This is a genomic window from Paraburkholderia eburnea, assembly GCF_002917095.1.
GTDB lineage: Bacteria > Pseudomonadota > Gammaproteobacteria > Burkholderiales > Burkholderiaceae > Paraburkholderia > Paraburkholderia eburnea.
Genome location: NZ_PQGA01000024.1, coordinates 20,245 through 37,622, shown reverse-complemented (window position 1 = coordinate 37,622; position 17,378 = coordinate 20,245). Strand labels below are relative to the sequence as shown.

Annotated in this window: 17 protein-coding genes; 7 read left to right on the top strand and 10 right to left on the bottom strand. The window is 63.9% G+C overall.

The window, feature by feature from the left end:
* Positions 1–10 precede the first annotated feature (10 nt).
* On the bottom strand, positions 11–1,357 hold the full coding sequence (locus B0G62_RS27345) for a DUF2252 domain-containing protein (protein ID WP_279629773.1): 1,347 nt from the start codon (positions 1,355–1,357) through the stop codon (positions 11–13).
* Positions 1,358–1,632: 275 nt separating this feature from the next.
* Between B0G62_RS27345 and B0G62_RS27340 the strand changes: the two genes are divergently transcribed.
* From B0G62_RS27340 to B0G62_RS27330, 3 genes are all read left to right on the top strand, one after another.
* Complete coding sequence (locus tag B0G62_RS27340) at positions 1,633–2,037, top strand: hypothetical protein (protein WP_103707303.1); 405 nt, start codon at positions 1,633–1,635, stop codon at positions 2,035–2,037.
* A 100-nt stretch (positions 2,038–2,137) separates the two neighbouring features.
* Positions 2,138–4,252, top strand: coding sequence for a phosphocholine-specific phospholipase C (locus B0G62_RS27335; protein ID WP_103707302.1), 2,115 nt, complete (start codon positions 2,138–2,140; stop codon positions 4,250–4,252).
* 223 nt (positions 4,253–4,475) lie between these two features.
* Complete coding sequence (locus B0G62_RS27330) at positions 4,476–4,901, top strand: VOC family protein (RefSeq protein WP_103707301.1); 426 nt, start codon at positions 4,476–4,478, stop codon at positions 4,899–4,901.
* A gap of 67 nt (positions 4,902–4,968) precedes the next feature.
* Here the strand turns inward: B0G62_RS27330 and B0G62_RS27325 are convergent, their stop codons facing one another.
* The 3 genes from B0G62_RS27325 to B0G62_RS27315 form a co-directional block, all read right to left on the bottom strand.
* The gene (locus B0G62_RS27325; RefSeq protein ID WP_103707300.1) at positions 4,969–5,823 is read right to left on the bottom strand and encodes an alpha/beta fold hydrolase; all 855 of its coding nucleotides are present in this window, start codon (positions 5,821–5,823) and stop codon (positions 4,969–4,971) included.
* Between the two features lie 150 nt (positions 5,824–5,973).
* Complete coding sequence (locus tag B0G62_RS27320; protein WP_167401350.1) at positions 5,974–6,456, bottom strand: GNAT family N-acetyltransferase; 483 nt, start codon at positions 6,454–6,456, stop codon at positions 5,974–5,976.
* Complete coding sequence (locus B0G62_RS27315; RefSeq protein WP_103707298.1) at positions 6,449–7,159, bottom strand: GNAT family N-acetyltransferase; 711 nt, start codon at positions 7,157–7,159, stop codon at positions 6,449–6,451. Before B0G62_RS27315 ends, B0G62_RS27320 begins: the two co-directional genes overlap by 8 nt.
* Positions 7,160–7,583: 424 nt before the next feature.
* On the opposite strand from B0G62_RS27315, the gene B0G62_RS27310 reads away from it, so the two are divergent.
* The 3 genes from B0G62_RS27310 to B0G62_RS27300 all read left to right on the top strand — a co-directional run bounded on the left by B0G62_RS27310 (position 7,584) and on the right by B0G62_RS27300 (position 9,866).
* A complete protein-coding gene (locus B0G62_RS27310) occupies positions 7,584–8,129 on the top strand; it encodes a sigma-70 family RNA polymerase sigma factor (protein WP_103707332.1) in 546 nt (181 codons plus the stop codon).
* Positions 8,126–8,767: a DUF1109 domain-containing protein gene (locus tag B0G62_RS27305; protein WP_103707297.1), complete on the top strand. Its 642-nt coding sequence runs from the start codon at positions 8,126–8,128 to the stop codon at positions 8,765–8,767. The genes B0G62_RS27310 and B0G62_RS27305 overlap by 4 nt, the downstream gene beginning before the upstream one ends.
* A 412-nt stretch (positions 8,768–9,179) precedes the next feature.
* The gene (locus tag B0G62_RS27300; protein ID WP_103707296.1) at positions 9,180–9,866 is read left to right on the top strand and encodes a response regulator transcription factor; all 687 of its coding nucleotides are present in this window, start codon (positions 9,180–9,182) and stop codon (positions 9,864–9,866) included.
* Here B0G62_RS27300 and B0G62_RS27295 read toward each other — a convergent pair.
* From B0G62_RS27295 to B0G62_RS27275, 5 genes are all read right to left on the bottom strand, one after another.
* Positions 9,861–10,568 carry a response regulator transcription factor gene (locus tag B0G62_RS27295; protein ID WP_103707295.1) on the bottom strand — a complete coding sequence of 236 codons (708 nt, stop codon included), beginning with the start codon at positions 10,566–10,568 and terminating at the stop codon, positions 9,861–9,863. The two genes, B0G62_RS27300 and B0G62_RS27295, sit on opposite strands and share 6 nt — an antisense overlap.
* Positions 10,569–10,850: 282 nt before the next feature.
* Positions 10,851–12,248: an MFS transporter gene (locus B0G62_RS27290; RefSeq protein ID WP_103707294.1), complete on the bottom strand. Its 1,398-nt coding sequence runs from the start codon at positions 12,246–12,248 to the stop codon at positions 10,851–10,853.
* 159 nt (positions 12,249–12,407) lie between these two features.
* Entirely contained in the window at positions 12,408–13,586 is a 1,179-nt protein-coding gene (locus B0G62_RS27285; RefSeq protein WP_103707293.1) for a CaiB/BaiF CoA transferase family protein, read from the bottom strand.
* A 19-nt stretch (positions 13,587–13,605) separates the two neighbouring features.
* Positions 13,606–14,766: an acyl-CoA dehydrogenase family protein gene (locus B0G62_RS27280; protein ID WP_103707292.1), complete on the bottom strand. Its 1,161-nt coding sequence runs from the start codon at positions 14,764–14,766 to the stop codon at positions 13,606–13,608.
* A gap of 87 nt (positions 14,767–14,853) precedes the next feature.
* Positions 14,854–15,696 carry an HTD2 family dehydratase gene (locus tag B0G62_RS27275; RefSeq protein ID WP_103707291.1) on the bottom strand — a complete coding sequence of 281 codons (843 nt, stop codon included), beginning with the start codon at positions 15,694–15,696 and terminating at the stop codon, positions 14,854–14,856.
* A 160-nt stretch (positions 15,697–15,856) separates the two neighbouring features.
* Here B0G62_RS27275 and B0G62_RS27270 point away from each other — a divergent pair, with 160 nt between their 5' ends.
* Positions 15,857–16,801, top strand: coding sequence for a LysR substrate-binding domain-containing protein (locus B0G62_RS27270; RefSeq protein WP_103707290.1), 945 nt, complete (start codon positions 15,857–15,859; stop codon positions 16,799–16,801).
* A gap of 56 nt (positions 16,802–16,857) precedes the next feature.
* Here the strand turns inward: B0G62_RS27270 and B0G62_RS27265 are convergent, their stop codons facing one another.
* On the bottom strand, positions 16,858–17,307 hold the full coding sequence (locus B0G62_RS27265; RefSeq protein WP_103707289.1) for a PRC-barrel domain-containing protein: 450 nt from the start codon (positions 17,305–17,307) through the stop codon (positions 16,858–16,860).
* Between the last annotated feature and the right edge of the window lie 71 nt (positions 17,308–17,378).

The window sequence follows — 17,378 nt, the reverse complement described above, 5'->3', positions numbered from 1 at the left end:
GGCCAGGCGGCTAGTTCACGCCGGTGGCATAACGCCGGCAGTGTTCCAGATAACCGGCCTCGTGACTGCTGGCTAGCTGCACCACGCTACTCCAGAGCCAAAGCGGCGCATCGATCGTTTTGGAGCGATTGCGCCGCAATTCCGCAAGCCAGCCGCGCTGCGTCGGCAGATCCATCTGTCGCGCGTGCGCCTTGCCCACCACGGCGGCGAGATAGAAAGCGACCTTGCGCGCGTCGTCCTTGTCGAGTTCGTCGATTTCCAGCTTGAGATCCTGCGGCAGCAACTCGCGTATCACGACCGCGCGATCGAGCAGGCGCGCCGCACGCATGCGCTCGCCCAGAAACGGCGAAAGATGGCGGGCGCCTTCCACGACGCGTTCGGCGTTGTCGCGCGGCATCGATGCGTCTTCGTAACGCGGCGCGGCGGCCTTCACGCCTTCCTTGATGTCCATGAGGCAGAGGTCGTCGCCTTCGACCACGCCGCCGTCCACGTCGAGCAGCACCGCATAACGCAAACGCCCGAGCGAACTGCAGCCCTTCACCCAATACGCGGCGTCGAGCACTTCCACTTCGCCTGCGTCGTTGCGCCCGCGCAGACCCGTGGGCAGGCTCGCGATCGCCTCGTCGGCGAAGAGCGACGTGATGGCCTTGCTCTCCGCGCGCGTGAGTGGCCAGAAGCGCTTGCCAAGCGGAATCGTCGGCTTGAGATCTTCGATACGCTCTTCGGCGAGATGCCGCCACGATCGGCGCACCGCGAGCTTCATCGCCAGATGAACCGGTTCGGGGCGCTCGGGCAATGCGGGCTTCTTGCGCTTCGTCTCGAATGCCGATTCATAACCCGCCGCAAGCGCCTCGATCATGTGCACGATGGTCAGCCCCGAGAGCGACGAGCCACGCGCGGCAGTCGCGAGCGAAAGCCCGAGCCGGATGAGGTCGTGTGCGGGATTGCCGATCACGGTCTGATCGAGATCGCGGATATGGACTTCGACCTTGCCGTCCTGATTCGCGATCGGGCCGAGATTGCCCGTATGGCAGTCGCCGCAAATCCAGACGGCGGGGCCGCGCGGCAGCGAGCCGCCATTCGCCTCGACGATCCATTCGTAGAACCGCTCGGTATTGCCGCGCACATAGGCGTGCGGCGAGCGCGCCATTTTCAGGCGGCGCTGCTCGGTGAGGATTGCCTGGCGTTCCGCGGGCCTGGGCAGCTTTTTCGCGCGCTTTGAATCAAGCTTCTTGTCCAGCTTTGCATCCTTGTTCGCATCCCTGGGATCGAGGATAAGCTCGGACTCTTTCTTGCCTCGCTTGCCGCTTTTTGCCGCCTCGTTACTTTTCGCTTTGCTGACTGACTGGCTCATCATCGGCGCCCCTTTCGCATTTGCGCACGGATATTTGTGGAGTGCGATTCCATTGTGCGCGTTTGCGTGTGCAAGCGGCGTGCCTCGGCTTTTATTACGCTTTGAAAGTATTGAGGCCATCAAGCAGGGCATAAAAACGCTCTCGGCCACGCGTCATAAAACTTAAAAGCGTTTTCGCTATGCTCCATCGCTGCCTTACCGTAGCTTTACGTGCGGTAAGGCGACGCTCGGGCCGCCTCCTCGAGCCGTTGTTGGCCTCTATCTGGATGGAGACTTCGATGACGGTCGATTTCGTGCCGGCGCGCCTGCGTATCCGCAGCGCGCCGCGCAAACGTTTGAGCTTGCCCGGCGTATTGCTCGTCGGCGTGATGGTCGCAGTGGTTGCGTGTGCGAACAGCGCATGCGGCGATCGCGCCGACGATGCACGCGCGGCGCTCACCACGAGCGCCGCGCGCGAGCTTGCGCAAGCGCAGCCCATGCCTGAACCCGCCTTCCAGGCTCCATCGAATTCTCCAGACAGCGCGAATAGCGCGAACGGGAGCGACGCGATCACCGCGCTCGCGATTCGCTCGCCTGCTCATGCGAGCGCCGCCCCCGGCGGCGCAAGCGACGCGGACACAGCAGCAAATAACGCAACACGCGACGCGCCGCTTGCCCCGCCCGAGATTCACACCGCCGATTGACAACGACTGCACCCGGCCGCGCGACCTCGCGCCGCCTGCCGTCGTTCGTGACGGCGCGGCGTCGCGCGTGCTTTCTCAACCTGAAGATGGAAACCACAACATGACTTCGAGAAGCCGCCGTGACTTTCTCCGCACCGCCGCGATGAGCGCCGGTTCGGCCACCGCCCTGACGATGCTGCCGCAAGGCATCCGCAACGCGCTCGCGATTCCTGCGAACAACCGCACGGGCAGCATCCGCGACGTCGAGCACATCGTCATCCTGATGCAGGAGAACCGCTCGTTCGACCATTACTTCGGCACGCTGCGCGGCGTGCGGGGTTTTGGCGACACGCGCGCAATCGCGCTGCCCAACGGCAAACCGGTGTGGAACCAGCCGCTCGCGGCGGGTATCGGTGAAGTGTTGCCGTTTCACCCGACGGCCGCCAACCTGGGCCTGCAATTCATCCAGGATCTGCCGCACGACTGGCCGACCACGCACGCCGCCTGGAACGGCGGCCGCTACGACCAGTGGGTGCCCGCCAAGGGCACGACGACGATGGCGTATCTCACGCGCGACGACATCCCGTTCCACTATCAGCTCGCCGACGCCTTCACGATCTGCGACGCCTATCATTGCTCGACGCTGACCTCCACGGACCCGAACCGCTATTACATGTGGACGGGCTGGGTCGGCAACGACGGCAGCGGTGGCGGCCCGGTGGTCGATAACGCGGAAGCCGGCTACGGTTGGTCCACCTATCCCGAAGTGCTGCAGAACGCGGGCATCTCGTGGAAGATCTACCAGGACATCGGCGAAGGGCTGACCGCGAAGGGCTCGTGGGGCTGGACGGGCGACAACCCGTACATCGGCAATTACGGCGACAACTCGCTGCTCTACTTCACGCAGTATCAGAACGCGCAGCCGGGCAACCCGCTCTACGACCGCGCACGCACGGGCACCCATGTGCTCGCGGGCGGCGGCTATTTCGACGTGCTCAAGCAGGATGTGGCGAACAACTCGCTGCCGCAGGTCTCGTGGATCGTCGCGCCGGAGGCCTACTCGGAGCATCCGAACTGGCCCGCGAACTACGGCGCGTGGTACGTCGATCAGGTATTGCAGATCCTCACGTCGAACCCGGATCTGTGGAGCAAGACCGTGCTGCTCGTGAACTACGACGAGAACGATGGCTTCTTCGATCACCTCGCGCCGCCGTTCCCGCCCGCATCGAGCGCGAACGGCCTGTCGACGGTCGATATTGCCAACGAAATCTTTCCCGGCAGCAGCAAGTACGCATCGGGCCCGTATGGTCTCGGGCCGCGCGTGCCGATGCTGGTGGTCTCGCCGTGGTCGCGTGGCGGCTGGGTGTGTTCGGAGACCTTCGATCACACGTCGGTGATCCGCTTCATCGAGAAGCGCTTCGGCTCGCATCACGATCTCGCCGAACCCAATATCACGCCGTGGCGTCGCGCGGTGTGCGGCGACCTGACCTCGGCGTTCAACTTCACCACGCCCAACGCCGCGCTGCCGACGCTGCCATCGACGACCGGCTACGCGCCACCGGACAATAATCGACATCCCGACTACGTGCCGGTGCCGCCGCTGGTCGGCAGCGTGCCGAAGCAGGAGAGCGGCGTGCGTCTTGCGCGTGCCCTGCCTTATGAGCTATTCGTGCGTTTCAACGCGAACGCATCGACGGGCAAGGCTCGCGCGCATTTCATCAATACGGGCCGCGCGGGCGCGGTGTTCCTCGTCTACGCGGCGCTCAGCGCCGATGCGCCGCTCACTTACACGGTCGAAGCGGGCAAGCGTCTCGAAGATCAACTGCCGATCGGCGCGACGGGCGCCTACGACTTCACCGTGCATGGGCCGAACGGTTTCCTGCGCCGCTTTGCAGGCAAGCAGACGCAGACGGGTTGGTTCGGCAACGGCAATACGGCGCGCCCCGAAGTGACCGAAGGCTACGACGTGGCAAACGGCAATCTGCAACTGCGTCTGGAGAACACGGGCGCCGCGCGGTGCCAGTTCACCATCGTCAACGCCTACGATCCGGGCACGAAGATCCAGCGCACCGCGCGCGGCGGCGACACCGAACAGCTCTATCTCGACCTGCGCAACGCCTACGGCTGGTACGACCTGACGATTACGGTCGATAGCGATTCGAGCTTCGTGCGCCGCATTGCGGGTCACGTCGAAACGGGGCATCCGAGCTATAGCGATCCGGCGCTGGGCGGCTGATCGGCTGATGCGCTTGACTGGATAGACCACGGCTGCGCCGCGAGGCGCACCGCGGTTTTTTTGCGGGCGCCACGTCACTCATCGGCGCCGCGTGGCGATGCACGATGCCGATGTTGCGATGAAGCGGGTTATATAGATTTTATTTCTCGCCCATGCGGCCTACCATGACGCGATCCGTTTCCCCGCATGATCGCGCCATAGAGAAGATAAAAAGGAGCAAGCCATGAGTCTTTCGCCGTTTCACCTGGCGATTCCCGTCTACGATCTGCCCGCCGCGCGCGACTTCTATGGCCGCGTGTTCGGTCTGGAGGAAGGCCGTTCGAGCACGCATTGGGTCGATTTCGACTTTTTCGGCCATCAGCTAGTGATCCACGAGCATCCGAAAACCGCCTCGCAGGAAGCGGCGCACACCAACGCGGTGGACGGTCATGACGTGCCGGTACCGCACTTCGGCGTGGTGCTCGAATGGGATCGTTGGGAGGCGCTGGCGCAGCGGCTGCGCGAGTTCGGCACGCAGTTCGTGATCGAACCGTATATCCGCTTTCAGGGGCAGGTGGGCGAGCAGGCCACGATGTTCCTGTTCGATCCGTGCGGTAATGCGCTGGAATTCAAGGCGTTCAAGGATATCGGGCAATTGTTTGCCAAATGAACGCCTGAAGCGAGGAACGGCGCGCGCCGGAAGATCGCGCGCGCCAGGCCGGTGCAATCAGCCCGCGTCAGCCTTCGTAGATGAAGTTGCGCACGTGCGTGTTGAAAAGATCGGCATGTGTGGCGTTCATGCCATGCGTCGCGCCCTTCATCGTCACGCGCTGCGCAAAGTCGATCCACTCTTCGAGCGCCTCGACATTGTTGCGGAACATCAGCGGGCTGCGCTGGCCGTCGATCAGCAGCGTGCGGCACTTGATGTCGGCAGCCGGGCGGCGCGTGTAGGCGGGCAGCGGGTCGTCGAGTTGCTTGGGCAGCGTCGTCGCGTTGGCGATCGCCATTGCGCGGAACGCGTGCGTGCTCTTGCGCCATGCGCCGGGTATGCTCACCGAATCCACAAACAGTTCCAGACCATCTTCGAGCCGACCATTGCCGATCAGATCGGCCGCGCGCGTGCGCAGTGCGTTGGTGGCCGGCGGCAGGACGTCGTCGTCGTCTTCGAGGCGGCGCAGCGGACCGCCCGGATCGGCGAGCACGAGCGTGCGCACGAGACGCGGATAGCGGCGCGCAAGGTGGTAGGCGATGCTGCCGCCGCGCGAGTGACCCACGACATGCACGGATTCCAGACCCAGCGCGCCGATGAAATCGGCCAGCTCGTGCAGATGGCTTTCCCAGCCGAACTCGCCCTGGATGCAGGCGTCGGCGGCCGGCCAGTAATGGCTCAGACTCGGCGCGATGCAGCGGAAATCGTCCTCAAGGCCGTCGAGCTGCGGCACCCAGTAGCGGTAATCGCACAGCGAGCCGTGGACGAAGAGCAGCGGCTCGCCGGTCCCCCGTTCGAGGTACGGCAGAACGACGCCTGAATCGAGCGTCGCGAACGACAGGTCGGGCGGGGCAAGCAGGGACGGATCGATGCGTTGGTTCACTTGGAGATCACTCCATTCGCGGAGATGACACTTTGCCGCATCGGAACGCTTATGGGAAACGCATTAAATTGAAGCTGGCTATCAGTTTTTCTGATTGGCAAATGGGTGAAACCCTAGGTTTCATGGGTGAAACACGGGGCGGAACCTGGGTCACAGCGTCAGCCGATAGCGAACGAAGCCGTCGGCGGCGGTGAATTCGTCGTAGAGCTTGCGCGCCGGGTTGTCGTCGCGCGTGTGCCAGTAGAGCCGCGACCAGCCGCGCTGACGCCCGAGTGCGACCAGATCCGCGATCAGCGCGCGGCCGACGCCCTGGCCGCGCGCGCCGGGATCGACGAACAGATCTTCCAGATAGCAGATGGGCGCATCGACCCACGTGCCCTCATGCAGAACGCTCAGGCTGAAGCCCAGCACGCGGCCTTCGATCTCGGCGATGCGGCCGAACAGGTTTGAGCCGGGATCGAGCAGGCGCTGCCATGTGCGTTCGCTGATCGGCGGTGCGACTTCGGCTTCATAGAACGCGTTGTAGCCCGCCCAGAGCCGGAACCAGTCGGCGCGGTCAGCCGGGGCGATGTCGCGGATGATGACCTGCTCGGGCACCCTTCCAGGCAACTTCTTGGGCAACGTCTCAGGCATCGCGCAGGCTTGCGAGCGAGGCGCGCCGGTTGCCTTGTGCATCGAAGTTGGCGGGCGCGAGCCAGCTTTCGAACGCGCGCTTCACCTGCGGCCAGTCCTGGTCGATGATCGCGTACCAGGCGGTGTCGCGGCTGCGCCCCTTGTAGACGACGGCCTGGCGGAAGATGCCCTCGAACTGGAAGCCCAGGCGCTGCGCGGTCTTGCGCGACGGCGCGTTGAGGCTGTCGCACTTCCACTCGTAGCGGCGATAGCCGAGTTCGTCGAAGGCGTAGCGCATCAGCAGGTATTGAGCCTCGGTGGAGAGGGCCGTGCGCTTGAGCCGTGGCGAGAACGTCACGCTGCCGACTTCGATCGCGCCATGCGCCGGGTCGATGCGCATCAGCGCGAAGGTGCCCACGGCCTTGCCGCTCGCGCGGTCGATGATGGCGTAGTGCAGCGGATCTTCCGAGGCCGCGGCTTTCTCCAGGTAAGCGTGGAAGGATTCGAAATCCGTGAACGGACCGGTGAAGAGATAGGTCCAGTCACTGCCGTCGGGCGCGGCGCTATAGGCTTCGAAGAGATCGGCGGCATGCCGCTCGACATCGACGGGCTCGATGCGGCAACGCTCGCCTTCGAGCGTCACGCGCGCGGGGCGCTCGCGCGGCGTCCAACCTTCCAGTGCCGCGCCGATAGGTTGCTGATACTCGTTCGTTCTCGCTGCCATGCTTCACAAGCTCCGGTCGTGCAATAGAGGATAGGGATGTCGCGCTGCACTAAGATAACCCGCTTCGTGGCTCCCCGAAAGATCCATGAAGTGCGAGGGCGATGGGGCCACGCGCGGCCTTGCCGGGAAAAATTTCGCGCGATCTGTAACCCGGCGGCGGCCGCAAACGAACTGGCTCGACAGGACACATCGGGAAGGTGTGCCAGTGACACGACTGGAGAACGCGATTGTGAGCTGGACGAACCGGGCAGCGCAATGGCAGCGGGCGGACGAACCCGGCCCGCAGGGCGGCGCCGTGAGCGCTATTGCGGCGCAGGACGGCTTCGGCTACGCTCATCCGGGCGCACCCGGATTCGACGACGACGCTGGCAGGAGCGCCGTTTCCGGCGCGTCATCCCATCGTCGCGATAACTCAGGACGCCCTTTGTATCCAGCGGAAATCCGTCTCAAAGCGCTGTTCATGAGCGGCCTCGAAGGCGACGCCGATGCGTACCGCACTTTTCTGCAGGAGCTCACGCGCCATTTGCGCGCGTATTTGCGGCGGCGCATCCCGCAGTTGCACGACGATGTGGAAGACCTCGTGCAGGAAATCCTGCTCGCGGTGCACAACGCCCGCCACACATGGCGCCCCGATGAACCGCTGACCGCCTGGGTGCACGCGATCGCCCGCTACAAGCTGATGGACTTCTTTCGCTCGCGCTCCCGCCGCGAATCGCTCAACGATCCGCTCGATGATCACACCGACCTGTTCGCGCAAGCCGACGATGAACCGGCACAGGCGCGGCGCGACATCGGCAAGCTGCTCGACCAGTTGCCAGACAAGCAGCGCCTGCCCATCGTGCACGTGAAGCTGGAAGGGCGCTCGGTGGTCGAAGCCGCGAAGCTCACGGGGCTGTCCGAATCGGCCGTGAAAGTGGGCATCCACCGTGGCCTGAAGGCGCTCGCCGCGCGTATCCGGGGGGCGCAATGAAAACCGACGATCTCATCACGCTGCTGTCCACCGGCGTCACGCGTGTGGACCACAAGGCGGTCGTACGCCGCTTCGCGCGCGCGCTGCCGCTCGGGCTCGCGGGTTCGCTCCTGCTGGTCGCCATCGTGTTCGGCGTACGCCATGACCTGATGGACGTCGCGCAGACGCCCATCTTCTGGGCCAAGATTGCCTTCCCGCTGGCCGTGGCGATTGCGGCTGCGCTCACTGTCAGCCGCCTCGGGCGGCCGGGCGTGCGCGGCGGCTATGCATGGGCGCTGGTGGCCGCGCCCTTCGTCGCCGTGTGGCTGGCGGGCTGGGCGACGCTGGGCACCGCTTTGCCGGCCGAGCGGCTGCCGCTCATGCTCGGGCTGTCGTGGCGCACCTGCCCGTTCAATATTCTGCTGCTGTCGGTGCCAACCTTCGTCGCGGTGTTCTGGGCCGCGAAGGGGCTGGCGCCCACACGCCCGCGTCTTGCGGGCGCGGCAGCGGGCCTGTTCGCGAGCGCGCTCGCCACCGTCGCCTACTGCGTCCATTGCCCGGAGATGAGTCCGGCATTCTGGAGCATCTGGTACGCCATTGGCATGCTGATACCCGCGATGATCGGCGCGTGGCTCGGCCCGCGTCTGCTGCGCTGGTAAGGCAGGGCGCTTCGTCTTGCGAGAAGAAGAAATGATGCCGCTAATTAATTAGCTATCCTATTGTGTAGATGGGATGCGATGCCCGTCACGGACAGCGTTTTCCGCTACAAGGCGTTCTGACATATCCGCGTGACATGATTTAACAACCCCTTCGGCCGCTTTGCATAATAATAAGATCATCCCAGTCGAGATAATCCGCAGTCCGAATCAAACTGTAATGCTGATGAACAACATGTCTCTGCATTTGTTCGGGAACAGATGCGCGGACTCGAAAAGCCCGAGGTTGGTCGCGAACTCTGGTGCCCCCCTCACCTATGACTAACCTCATTTGCCAGTCTGGGCGTTTTGTTCGACTGGCTTTTTCTCTGTGGGGCCGCAGGTCACGCCAAAAGATAAAAGAACGGGTCGAACAATGAGACTTGCCCTGCTTTCCGACGATGCCGAATTCGTGGAACTCGCCTCCCGCACGCTGCCTGACGCAGGCTGCGTGTGCCATCGCTTTGCGCTGGGCGGTGAATTGCTGCGCGCGCTGCGCCGCGAAACCTTCGATCTGCTTGTGCTCGATCACGCATTGCCCGACATGACGGGCATCTGCGTGCTCAGTACGGTCCGGGCAATTGTTTCCACGCAGATTCCGGTCCTCTACGTGACGTCGCTGCATGCGGAGCGCGACGAAATTGGCGCGCTGAATGCCGGCGCGGACGCCTGCCTGAACCGTCCGGTGAACGCCGTTGTCCTGCGCGCGCGCGTGGCTTCGGTGCTGCGCCGTGCGTGTGCGGCGCGGCTCGAATACGGCGAAGAAGCCGCTGGCGCGTTCGAGTTCGATCCCGTTGCCTGCAGCGTCTCGCGCAACGGCACCGCGATTCACCTCACCGAGCGGCAATTCAGGCTCGCGCTGCTGTTCTATCAGCACATGGGCACGACGCTTTCGCGCGAGCACATTCTGGATCTGATCTGGCAGGGCGAGACCGACGTTAATATGCGCAGCGTCGACACCCAGATCAGCCGCCTGCGCTCGAAATTGCATCTCGCGCCCGAGAACGGATACCGGCTGACTTCGGTACACGGGCGCGGGTATCGACTCGACCGTACCTTATAGCGTGCTCTGCACGCTTTCGAGCCGATAGCCGTAACCATGCACGGACGTGACCACATAACCATTGCCGGGGTTCAGTTTCAGCTTCGAACGCAGCCAGCAGATATGCGTGTCGACCGTGCGCGACGACACGCCGAAGGACTGATGCCAGACCGATTCGAAGATCTGCGCACGCGATAGCGGCGCATCGAGATGGCGAAACAGAAACCAGGCGAGATCGAATTCGCGCTGGGTCAGTGTGACCGCACTGCCGCGCAGCGTGACGATGCCACGGCTCGTATCGAATTCATAAACGCCGTAGCATTCGGCCCTGACAGGCTGCGGACGGCGCGTGCGGCGCAGCAGCGAGGCGACGCGTGCAATCAGCGCCTCGGGCGAACGCGAGCGGACGATGTAATCGTCGGCGCCCGCGTTGAGCGCCATCGATTCGGAATCCGCGCCGTTAGGCTCACCTACGATCAGCATCGGCACTTCCGCCGCGATGAGCCTGCGCGCTCCGTTCAGCGCCTCGAAGGTCTGACCGTCGCGCTCGGAGCCGCTCACGATGAGCAGATCAAGCGCGCCACGCTGAAGCCGGATGGCGAGTTCCTCGAACGTCTCGATCTCGACGCACACATAGGCGGCACGCGTGAGCACACCGCGCAGGAATTCGCCATGCGGCCCGGTGCACTCATAGAGACCGATGCAATTTTGATAGTTGGCCATAGCGCGAGAGTGAATGGCAAATGACGGAATCAGCGCGTATTGCCTGCAAGGACAATGCTGACTACCTTTAAAAAGGGTGATTGAAAGAATGTCTTTTTATAGTCTTTGAACCACTTCCTTGATCAAATCATCGTGTCGACACATTAACTAGTCGAAATCCGACAAACAATCGGCGAAGTGTTAATAAGCGATAGTCGGCGTCAGGGGAGCCGCAAATGAAAAATGCCGCTTCGTCGAAACGAAGCGGCATTCAGCCACGCGAATCCGGTGATGCGCAGACGCTCAAGGCACCCTGGTCGTTCCGGTAACCGTTGCGCCGGCGGCGAAGCTTTCGGCATCGGGTTCCGGTTGAATGTCTTCGAGTGCCGCGCGGCTCGTTTCCACCCGCAGCGCGAGAATGGCCACGCACAACACGGCGAGCACCACGCTGACCATCGCGATCACGCCCGACACGCCAAAGCGCTCGTACAGCAGCAGCGCGAACCAGGGCGTGACGATGGACGAGGCCCGCCCGCAGGTGCCGGCCACGCCCGTGCCGCGCAGGCGCACTTCGGTCGGGAACAGTTCGGGGATATAGCCGAACAGGCCGAGCGTGCAGATCGTGTAGAGCGCGCTCACGAGGCAGAAGCCCACCAGCATGACGGCGGCGGGCTCGCGCAGTGTCACGTAGATCCAGCCGAGCACGACGCTCACCACCGACGCAATCAGGATGCCGCGCGCGCGCCCGACGCGATCCGCGATGGCATAGCCGATCAGACCGCCCACGGGCGAACCCACCGACATCACGAACACGAAGCCGAGCGACTTCACGACCGACAGCCCCTGTGCGACGAAGAAAGTCGGCAGCCAGGCGATGAAACCATAGAGGCCCACGTTCACGCCGATGGCCGTGATCGCGGCCACGAAGGTGCGGCTGCGCATTCCGCGCGCGAACAGCGCGCTAATCGGCACCTTGCCTTTGCGCAGATCGACCGCACGCTGAACGGGCGGCAATTCGCCGACCTGTGCGCTCACTTCGCGCTCGATGGCGGCGAGCGTCGCTTCGGCTTCGTCCAGACGTCCGACGGATTCGAGCCAGCGCGGCGACTCGGGCATGCGATGGCGCAGGAACCACACCACCAGCGCGCCCACGCCCGCCACGGCGAACATATAGCGCCAGCCCAGATTCGGGATGATCCAGTAGCCCGCCGCGAGCGCCGCGAACAGGCCGCTATTGGTGATGATTGCGAGCAGCGATACCCATTTGCCGCGCGTGGCCGGCGGCACGAATTCCGCGAGCGTGCCTGCCGCGACCACGAGTTCCGCGCCAAGCCCGAGACCCATGATGAAACGCAGTGCGATGAGCCATTCGATAGTCGGCGCAAAGCACGCGGCGATCGACGCGAGGCCAAACACCGCCAGATTGAGCTGATACGAATAACGGCGTCCCAGCCGGTCGCCGAGCCAGCCCGCGATAAACGCGCCCAGCATCATGCCGACGAAGGTGGACGACACGAACATCGCTCCGTGGTGCATGTCGGTGAAGCCTTCCTTGATCATCGAGGCGACCGAGCCGTTGGCGAGATAGATATCGAAGGCGTCGAGAAAGGCGCCGCCCGCGATGAGGCCGAGAATTTTCCAGTGAAAGCGTGAAATGGGTAGCCGGTCGAGGCGACCGGCGGCATTGACCGAGTGCTGCATGACTGTGTCTCCTTTGCGATGCCGCCCGCGCCCGGAAAGGGGGCGCAGGCGCCTTCAACGTTGCGGCCGCGAGATTGTTTTGCTTCTATGCGCGGCTCGGGTACGGCTTTCTTTAACGCTTGATTTACGGCTTGATTTGCAGCACGTCCTGTTTCCTGTTCACACTGCGCCCGCTTCGCGCAACGCGTGAATACGCGCGTCGTCGTAACCGAGTTCCTTGAGGATCGCATCGGTGTGTTGGCCGAGCGCGGGCACCGGGTCCATGCGCGGATCATCGGCTTGCGTCATGCCAGGCGGCAGCAGCGCGGGAATCCCGCCCGCGGGCGTGTCCACTTGCGTCCAGCGCCTGCGTGCGGCGAGTTGTTCGTGCGCCCACACGGCCTGCATGTCGTTGATGTGAGCGTTGGCGATCTTCGCCGTTTCGAGCCGCTCGATCACATCCCGCGCGGTGAGGCTTGCGAACACGTCCTCGATCAGCCTGGCCAGTTCCGTGCGATGCGCCACGCGGCGGCTGTTGGCGCTGAAACGCTCGTCGGCGGCGAGATCGGGCTGGCGCAGCACCGTGTCGCAGAACTGCTTCCATTCGCGCTCGTTCTGCAGGCCGAGCATGACGGATTTGCCGTCGCCGGCCTTGAACGGACCGTAGGGATAGATCGTCGCGTGTGCCGCGCCGTTGCGTTGCGGCGGCGTCTGGCCGTCGAACGCGTAGTAGAGCGGAAAGCTCATCCACTCGACCATGCTTTCGAGCATGGACACGTCGATGCGGCGACCGCGCCCGGTTTTGCCGCGCTCGATCAGCGCCGCCAGGATGCTCGAATAGGCGTACATGCCAGCGGAGATGTCGGCGATCGAGCAGCCGGCCTTGGCCGCTTCGTCGGGTGTGCCCGTGACGCTCAGAAAGCCCGATTCGCTCTGGATCAGCAGGTCGTAGGCTTTCTTGTCGCGATACGGGCCGTCGCTGCCATAGCCCGAAATATCGCAGACGATCAGGCGCGGATAGCGCTCGTGCAATGCCTCGTAATCCAGCCCGAGGCGCTGCGTCGCGCCGGGCGCAAGATTCTGCACGAACACGTCGGCGTCGGCGAGCAGGCTGTGCACGATCTCCCGCGCTTCGGCGCGCTTCACGTCGAGCGTGAGACTTTCCTTCGAGCGGTTGGTCCAGACGAAATGCGAGGCCAGTCCATGCACGCGCTCGTCATAGCCGCGCGCGAAATCGCCCACGCCGGGGCGCTCGATCTTGATGACGCGTGCGCCAAGGTCGGCAAGCTGGCGCGTGCAGAATGGCGCCGCGACGGCATGCTCGAACGTGACGACCTTGATGCCTTCGAGAGGGCGCATGAGTGTCTCCTCGAATCGATCAGAACGAACGCGGCAGGCCGAGCATGTGTTCGGCGACGTACGAGAGAATCAGATTGGTCGAGATCGGCGCGACCTGATAGAGACGTGTCTCGCGGAACTTGCGCTCGACGTCGTATTCGCACGCGAAGCCGAAGCCGCCGTGAAATTGCAGGCAGGCATTCGCGGCTTCCCACGAGGCGTCGGCGGCGAGCAGCTTCGCCATGTTGGCTTGAGCACCGCATGTTTCGTGAGCATCGAAGCGGCGCGCGGCTTCGAAGCGCATCAGATTGGCGGCTTCGACATTGACGAACGCGCGCGCGATCGGAAACTGCACGCCCTGATTCTGGCCGATCGGGCGGCCAAATACCTGGCGGTCCTTGACATATTTCGTGACCCGGTCGATGAACCAGTAGCCGTCGCCGATACATTCGGCGGCGATCAGCGTGCGCTCGGCGTTCAGACCGTCGAGAATGTATTTGAAGCCTTTGCCTTCCTCGCCGATCAGGTTTTCCGCGGGGATTTCGAGGTTGTCGAAGAACAGCTCGTTGGTCTCGTGATTGACCATGTTGAGAATCGGCTGGACGGTGAGACCTTTGCCAATCGCTTCGCGCAGATCGACGAGGAAAATCGACATGCCTTCGCTTTTCTTCGTCACATCCGAAAGCGGCGTGGTGCGCGCAAGCAGGATCATCAGGTCCGAGTGCTGCACGCGCGAAATCCACACCTTCTGGCCGTTGATCACATAGCGGTCGCCTCGGCGCACGGCCGTGGTCTTGATCTTCGTGGTGTCGGTGCCGGTGGTCGGCTCGGTCACGCCCATCGACTGCAAACGCAGCTCGCCACTGGCGATCTTCGGCAGATATTGGCGCTTCTGTTCTTCCGATCCATGGCGCAGCAACGTGCCCATGTTGTACATCTGGCCATGGCAGGCGCCCGAATTGCCGCCGCTGCGGTTGATCTCTTCCATGATCACCGATGCTTCCGTGAGGCCCAGGCCCGAGCCGCCGTATTGCTGCGGAATCAGCGCGGCGAGCCAGCCCGCCTGGGTGAGCGCATCGACGAACGCTTCGGGGTAGCCGCGCGCTTCGTCGATCTTGCGGAAATACTCGTCCGGAAACTGGCTGCACAGATCGCGCACGGCGTCGCGAATGTCCTGGTATTGATGGGTTGTTTCGGTCATTGCTGGTTATCCGTCCAGAGGCTTTAAAGATTCGGTGAATGCGTTCGGGCTGCTTTAAGTGCAGCTTGATGTGCCGCTTGAGTGGCCTCAGGCCAGCACGGCATGCGCCGACATCGTCAGCCAGCCTTCGTGGTCCTGCGCCCAGAGTTCGATTTGCTTGCCGTCGGCGGCGCGGCGCCCGCATATCGCGAAGCTATGGCCGAGGAAGGTCGGCCGCACGGCCTTGAAGCGGTATTCGCGCACCACGGCGTCGGGCGCGACGCGCGCAAGTGAGTCGAGCAGCAACGTGGCGATCAGCGGGCCGTGCACGACGAGGTCGGGATAACCTTCCGCGTTGCGGGCATAGTCGCGGTCGTAGTGAATGCGATGGCCGTTGAAGGTGAGCGCCGAATAGCGGAACAGCAGGACTTCGCTAGGCGTGATTTCGCGGCGCCAGTCGGCGTCGGTGGGGGCTGCCGTGGGCTTGGCCGGTGCCTGGCCAGCCGCGCCGGGGTTCGCTGCCTCGCGATAGACGATGTCCTGTTCCTCGCGGATCGCCGTGACGCCATTGGCCTTGAACTCGTGCTCGACGGTGACGAATGCGAGGCGGCCGCTGCGGCCCTCCTTGTGCTCGATCGAGAGCACGCGCGAGACACGCTCGGCCCGCGCGCCGATCGTCAGCGGTGCGTCGAAGGTGAGGCGCCCGCCTGCAGCCATGCGGCGCGGCAGGCCCAGATCGGGCAAAAAGCCGCCCTTTTGCGGATGCCCGTCGGCGCCAAGATCGGCTTGCTGTGCGGCGCTCCAGAAATAGAGCCAGTGCCAGAGCGGCGGCAGGGCGTCGCCGCTGCGCGGCACGCTGCTGCAATCGAGCGTCGCGGCCAGGGCCGCGGCGGGAGTGGGGGAAATCGTGTCGCTGACCGACTGGACCGGCTCGGTAGAAGATGTTTGCATAGCCGTCTCCTGCGCCTTTTTCAGGCTGGCGCATCGAATAGTTCGAATAGTTCGAATACGAATGAGCCGACTGTATGCGAATGCTCCGGCACGCGGAAATATGGATTGAATGTGCCGGTCATAAGGGTATCCTATGACCCTCGTATCGAGGGCCGCGCCCATGGACGTTCGTCAGCTTCGTTATTTCGTCAACATCGTCGACTACGGCAGCCTCGGCAAGGCCGCCGAAAAACTCTATGTGGCGCAGCCGTCGCTCAGCCAGCAGATCGCGAAGCTGGAGGGCGACCTGGGCGTGCCGCTGCTCGTGCGCAGCCCGCAGGGTGTCAAGCCGACCGCCGCCGGCCAGGCGCTCTATCGCCATGCGCGGCTCGTGCTGCATCAGATGGAGCAACTGCGCCAGGAAGTACGCGAAGGTGTGGGCGCGGAGTCGGGCACGGTGGCTATCGGCCTGCCGACCACGATGGCTTCGGTACTCGCCATGCCAGTGTTCGAGCGCGTGCGTGAGCGCTTTCCCGGCATCCGCCTGCAATTCTTCGAGAGCATGAGCGGCTATCTGAACGAGCTGCTCGCAAACGGCCGCCTCGACCTCGCGATTCTGTTTCGCGATACGGCGACGCCCGGCATCTCGGCGTTGCCGGTGCTCGACGAGGAACTCTATCTAATGGGCGAACCGGGTGTGTCCTCGCGTGCGCGCACCTGCGTGCTCGCGGCGCTGGCCGATGTGCCGATGGTGGCGCCCGGTGTGTCGAATGGCTTGCGCCTGCTGCTTGAGCGGACCTTCGCGCGCGAGCAGGTGCCGTTGAACATCATCGCCGATATCGACTCCTTGCCGATGCTGCTGTCCGCGGCGCAATCGGGCGCGGCTTGCACGATTTTGCCGGCGTCGGCGCTGGCTTTGCGCGCGAGCGCGGAGCGCCCGAAGACGCGGCGTATCGTCGATCCGCTGATCCGGCGCCCCGCGAGCATCTGCTGGCCGAATGCATTGCCGGTGAGTTCGGCGTCGCTGGCGGTGCGGCGCACGATCTGCGACCTGATCGAGGAGTTGTCTGCGACGGGTGTGTGGACGGGAATCGAACTGCGCGCGGAGGGGATTGCGGCAGGCTGATGCGCAGCGTCCGTTCGGGCGCTGCGCATCATTGAAGCAGGCTTATGGCGAGGCTTTTACTGCGCAGCCTTGGTGTTGCTGTCGACGCGCTTGGGCTTGGGCGGCGATTCGATCTTCGCGTACTGGAACGCCGGCGTGGCCTTGAGCGCTTCCTTGGTCGCGCCCGGCAGATAGAGATTGCCGTTGCGCACGTCGAGCGCGGCGATCGGTACCGCCACATCATGTACGCCGACGCCGAGGAAACCGCCCGCCGAGACAATGGCCGCCGACACCGAGCCGTCCGGTGCCACGATCAGATCACGCACCGTACCGATCTTTGCGTTGTCGTCGTTATAGACGGCCTTGCCGAGCACGCTTTTCTTCACGCTCCAGCCTTCGAGCAGCGCCTGCGATTGCTCGACCGTCACGCTCAGGGGCTGCGCGCCCGCGACCTGGGCTTGTGCGCTGGCGCTGGCTACACCTGCGGCAATCACGGCAGCCGCCAACATCGTCATGCGAAAAGACATTTATCGTGCTCCTGGTTTGAGTCTTGATCTAGAGTTGGGTTGCGGCGTGGCCGCACACAAGACATCGGATT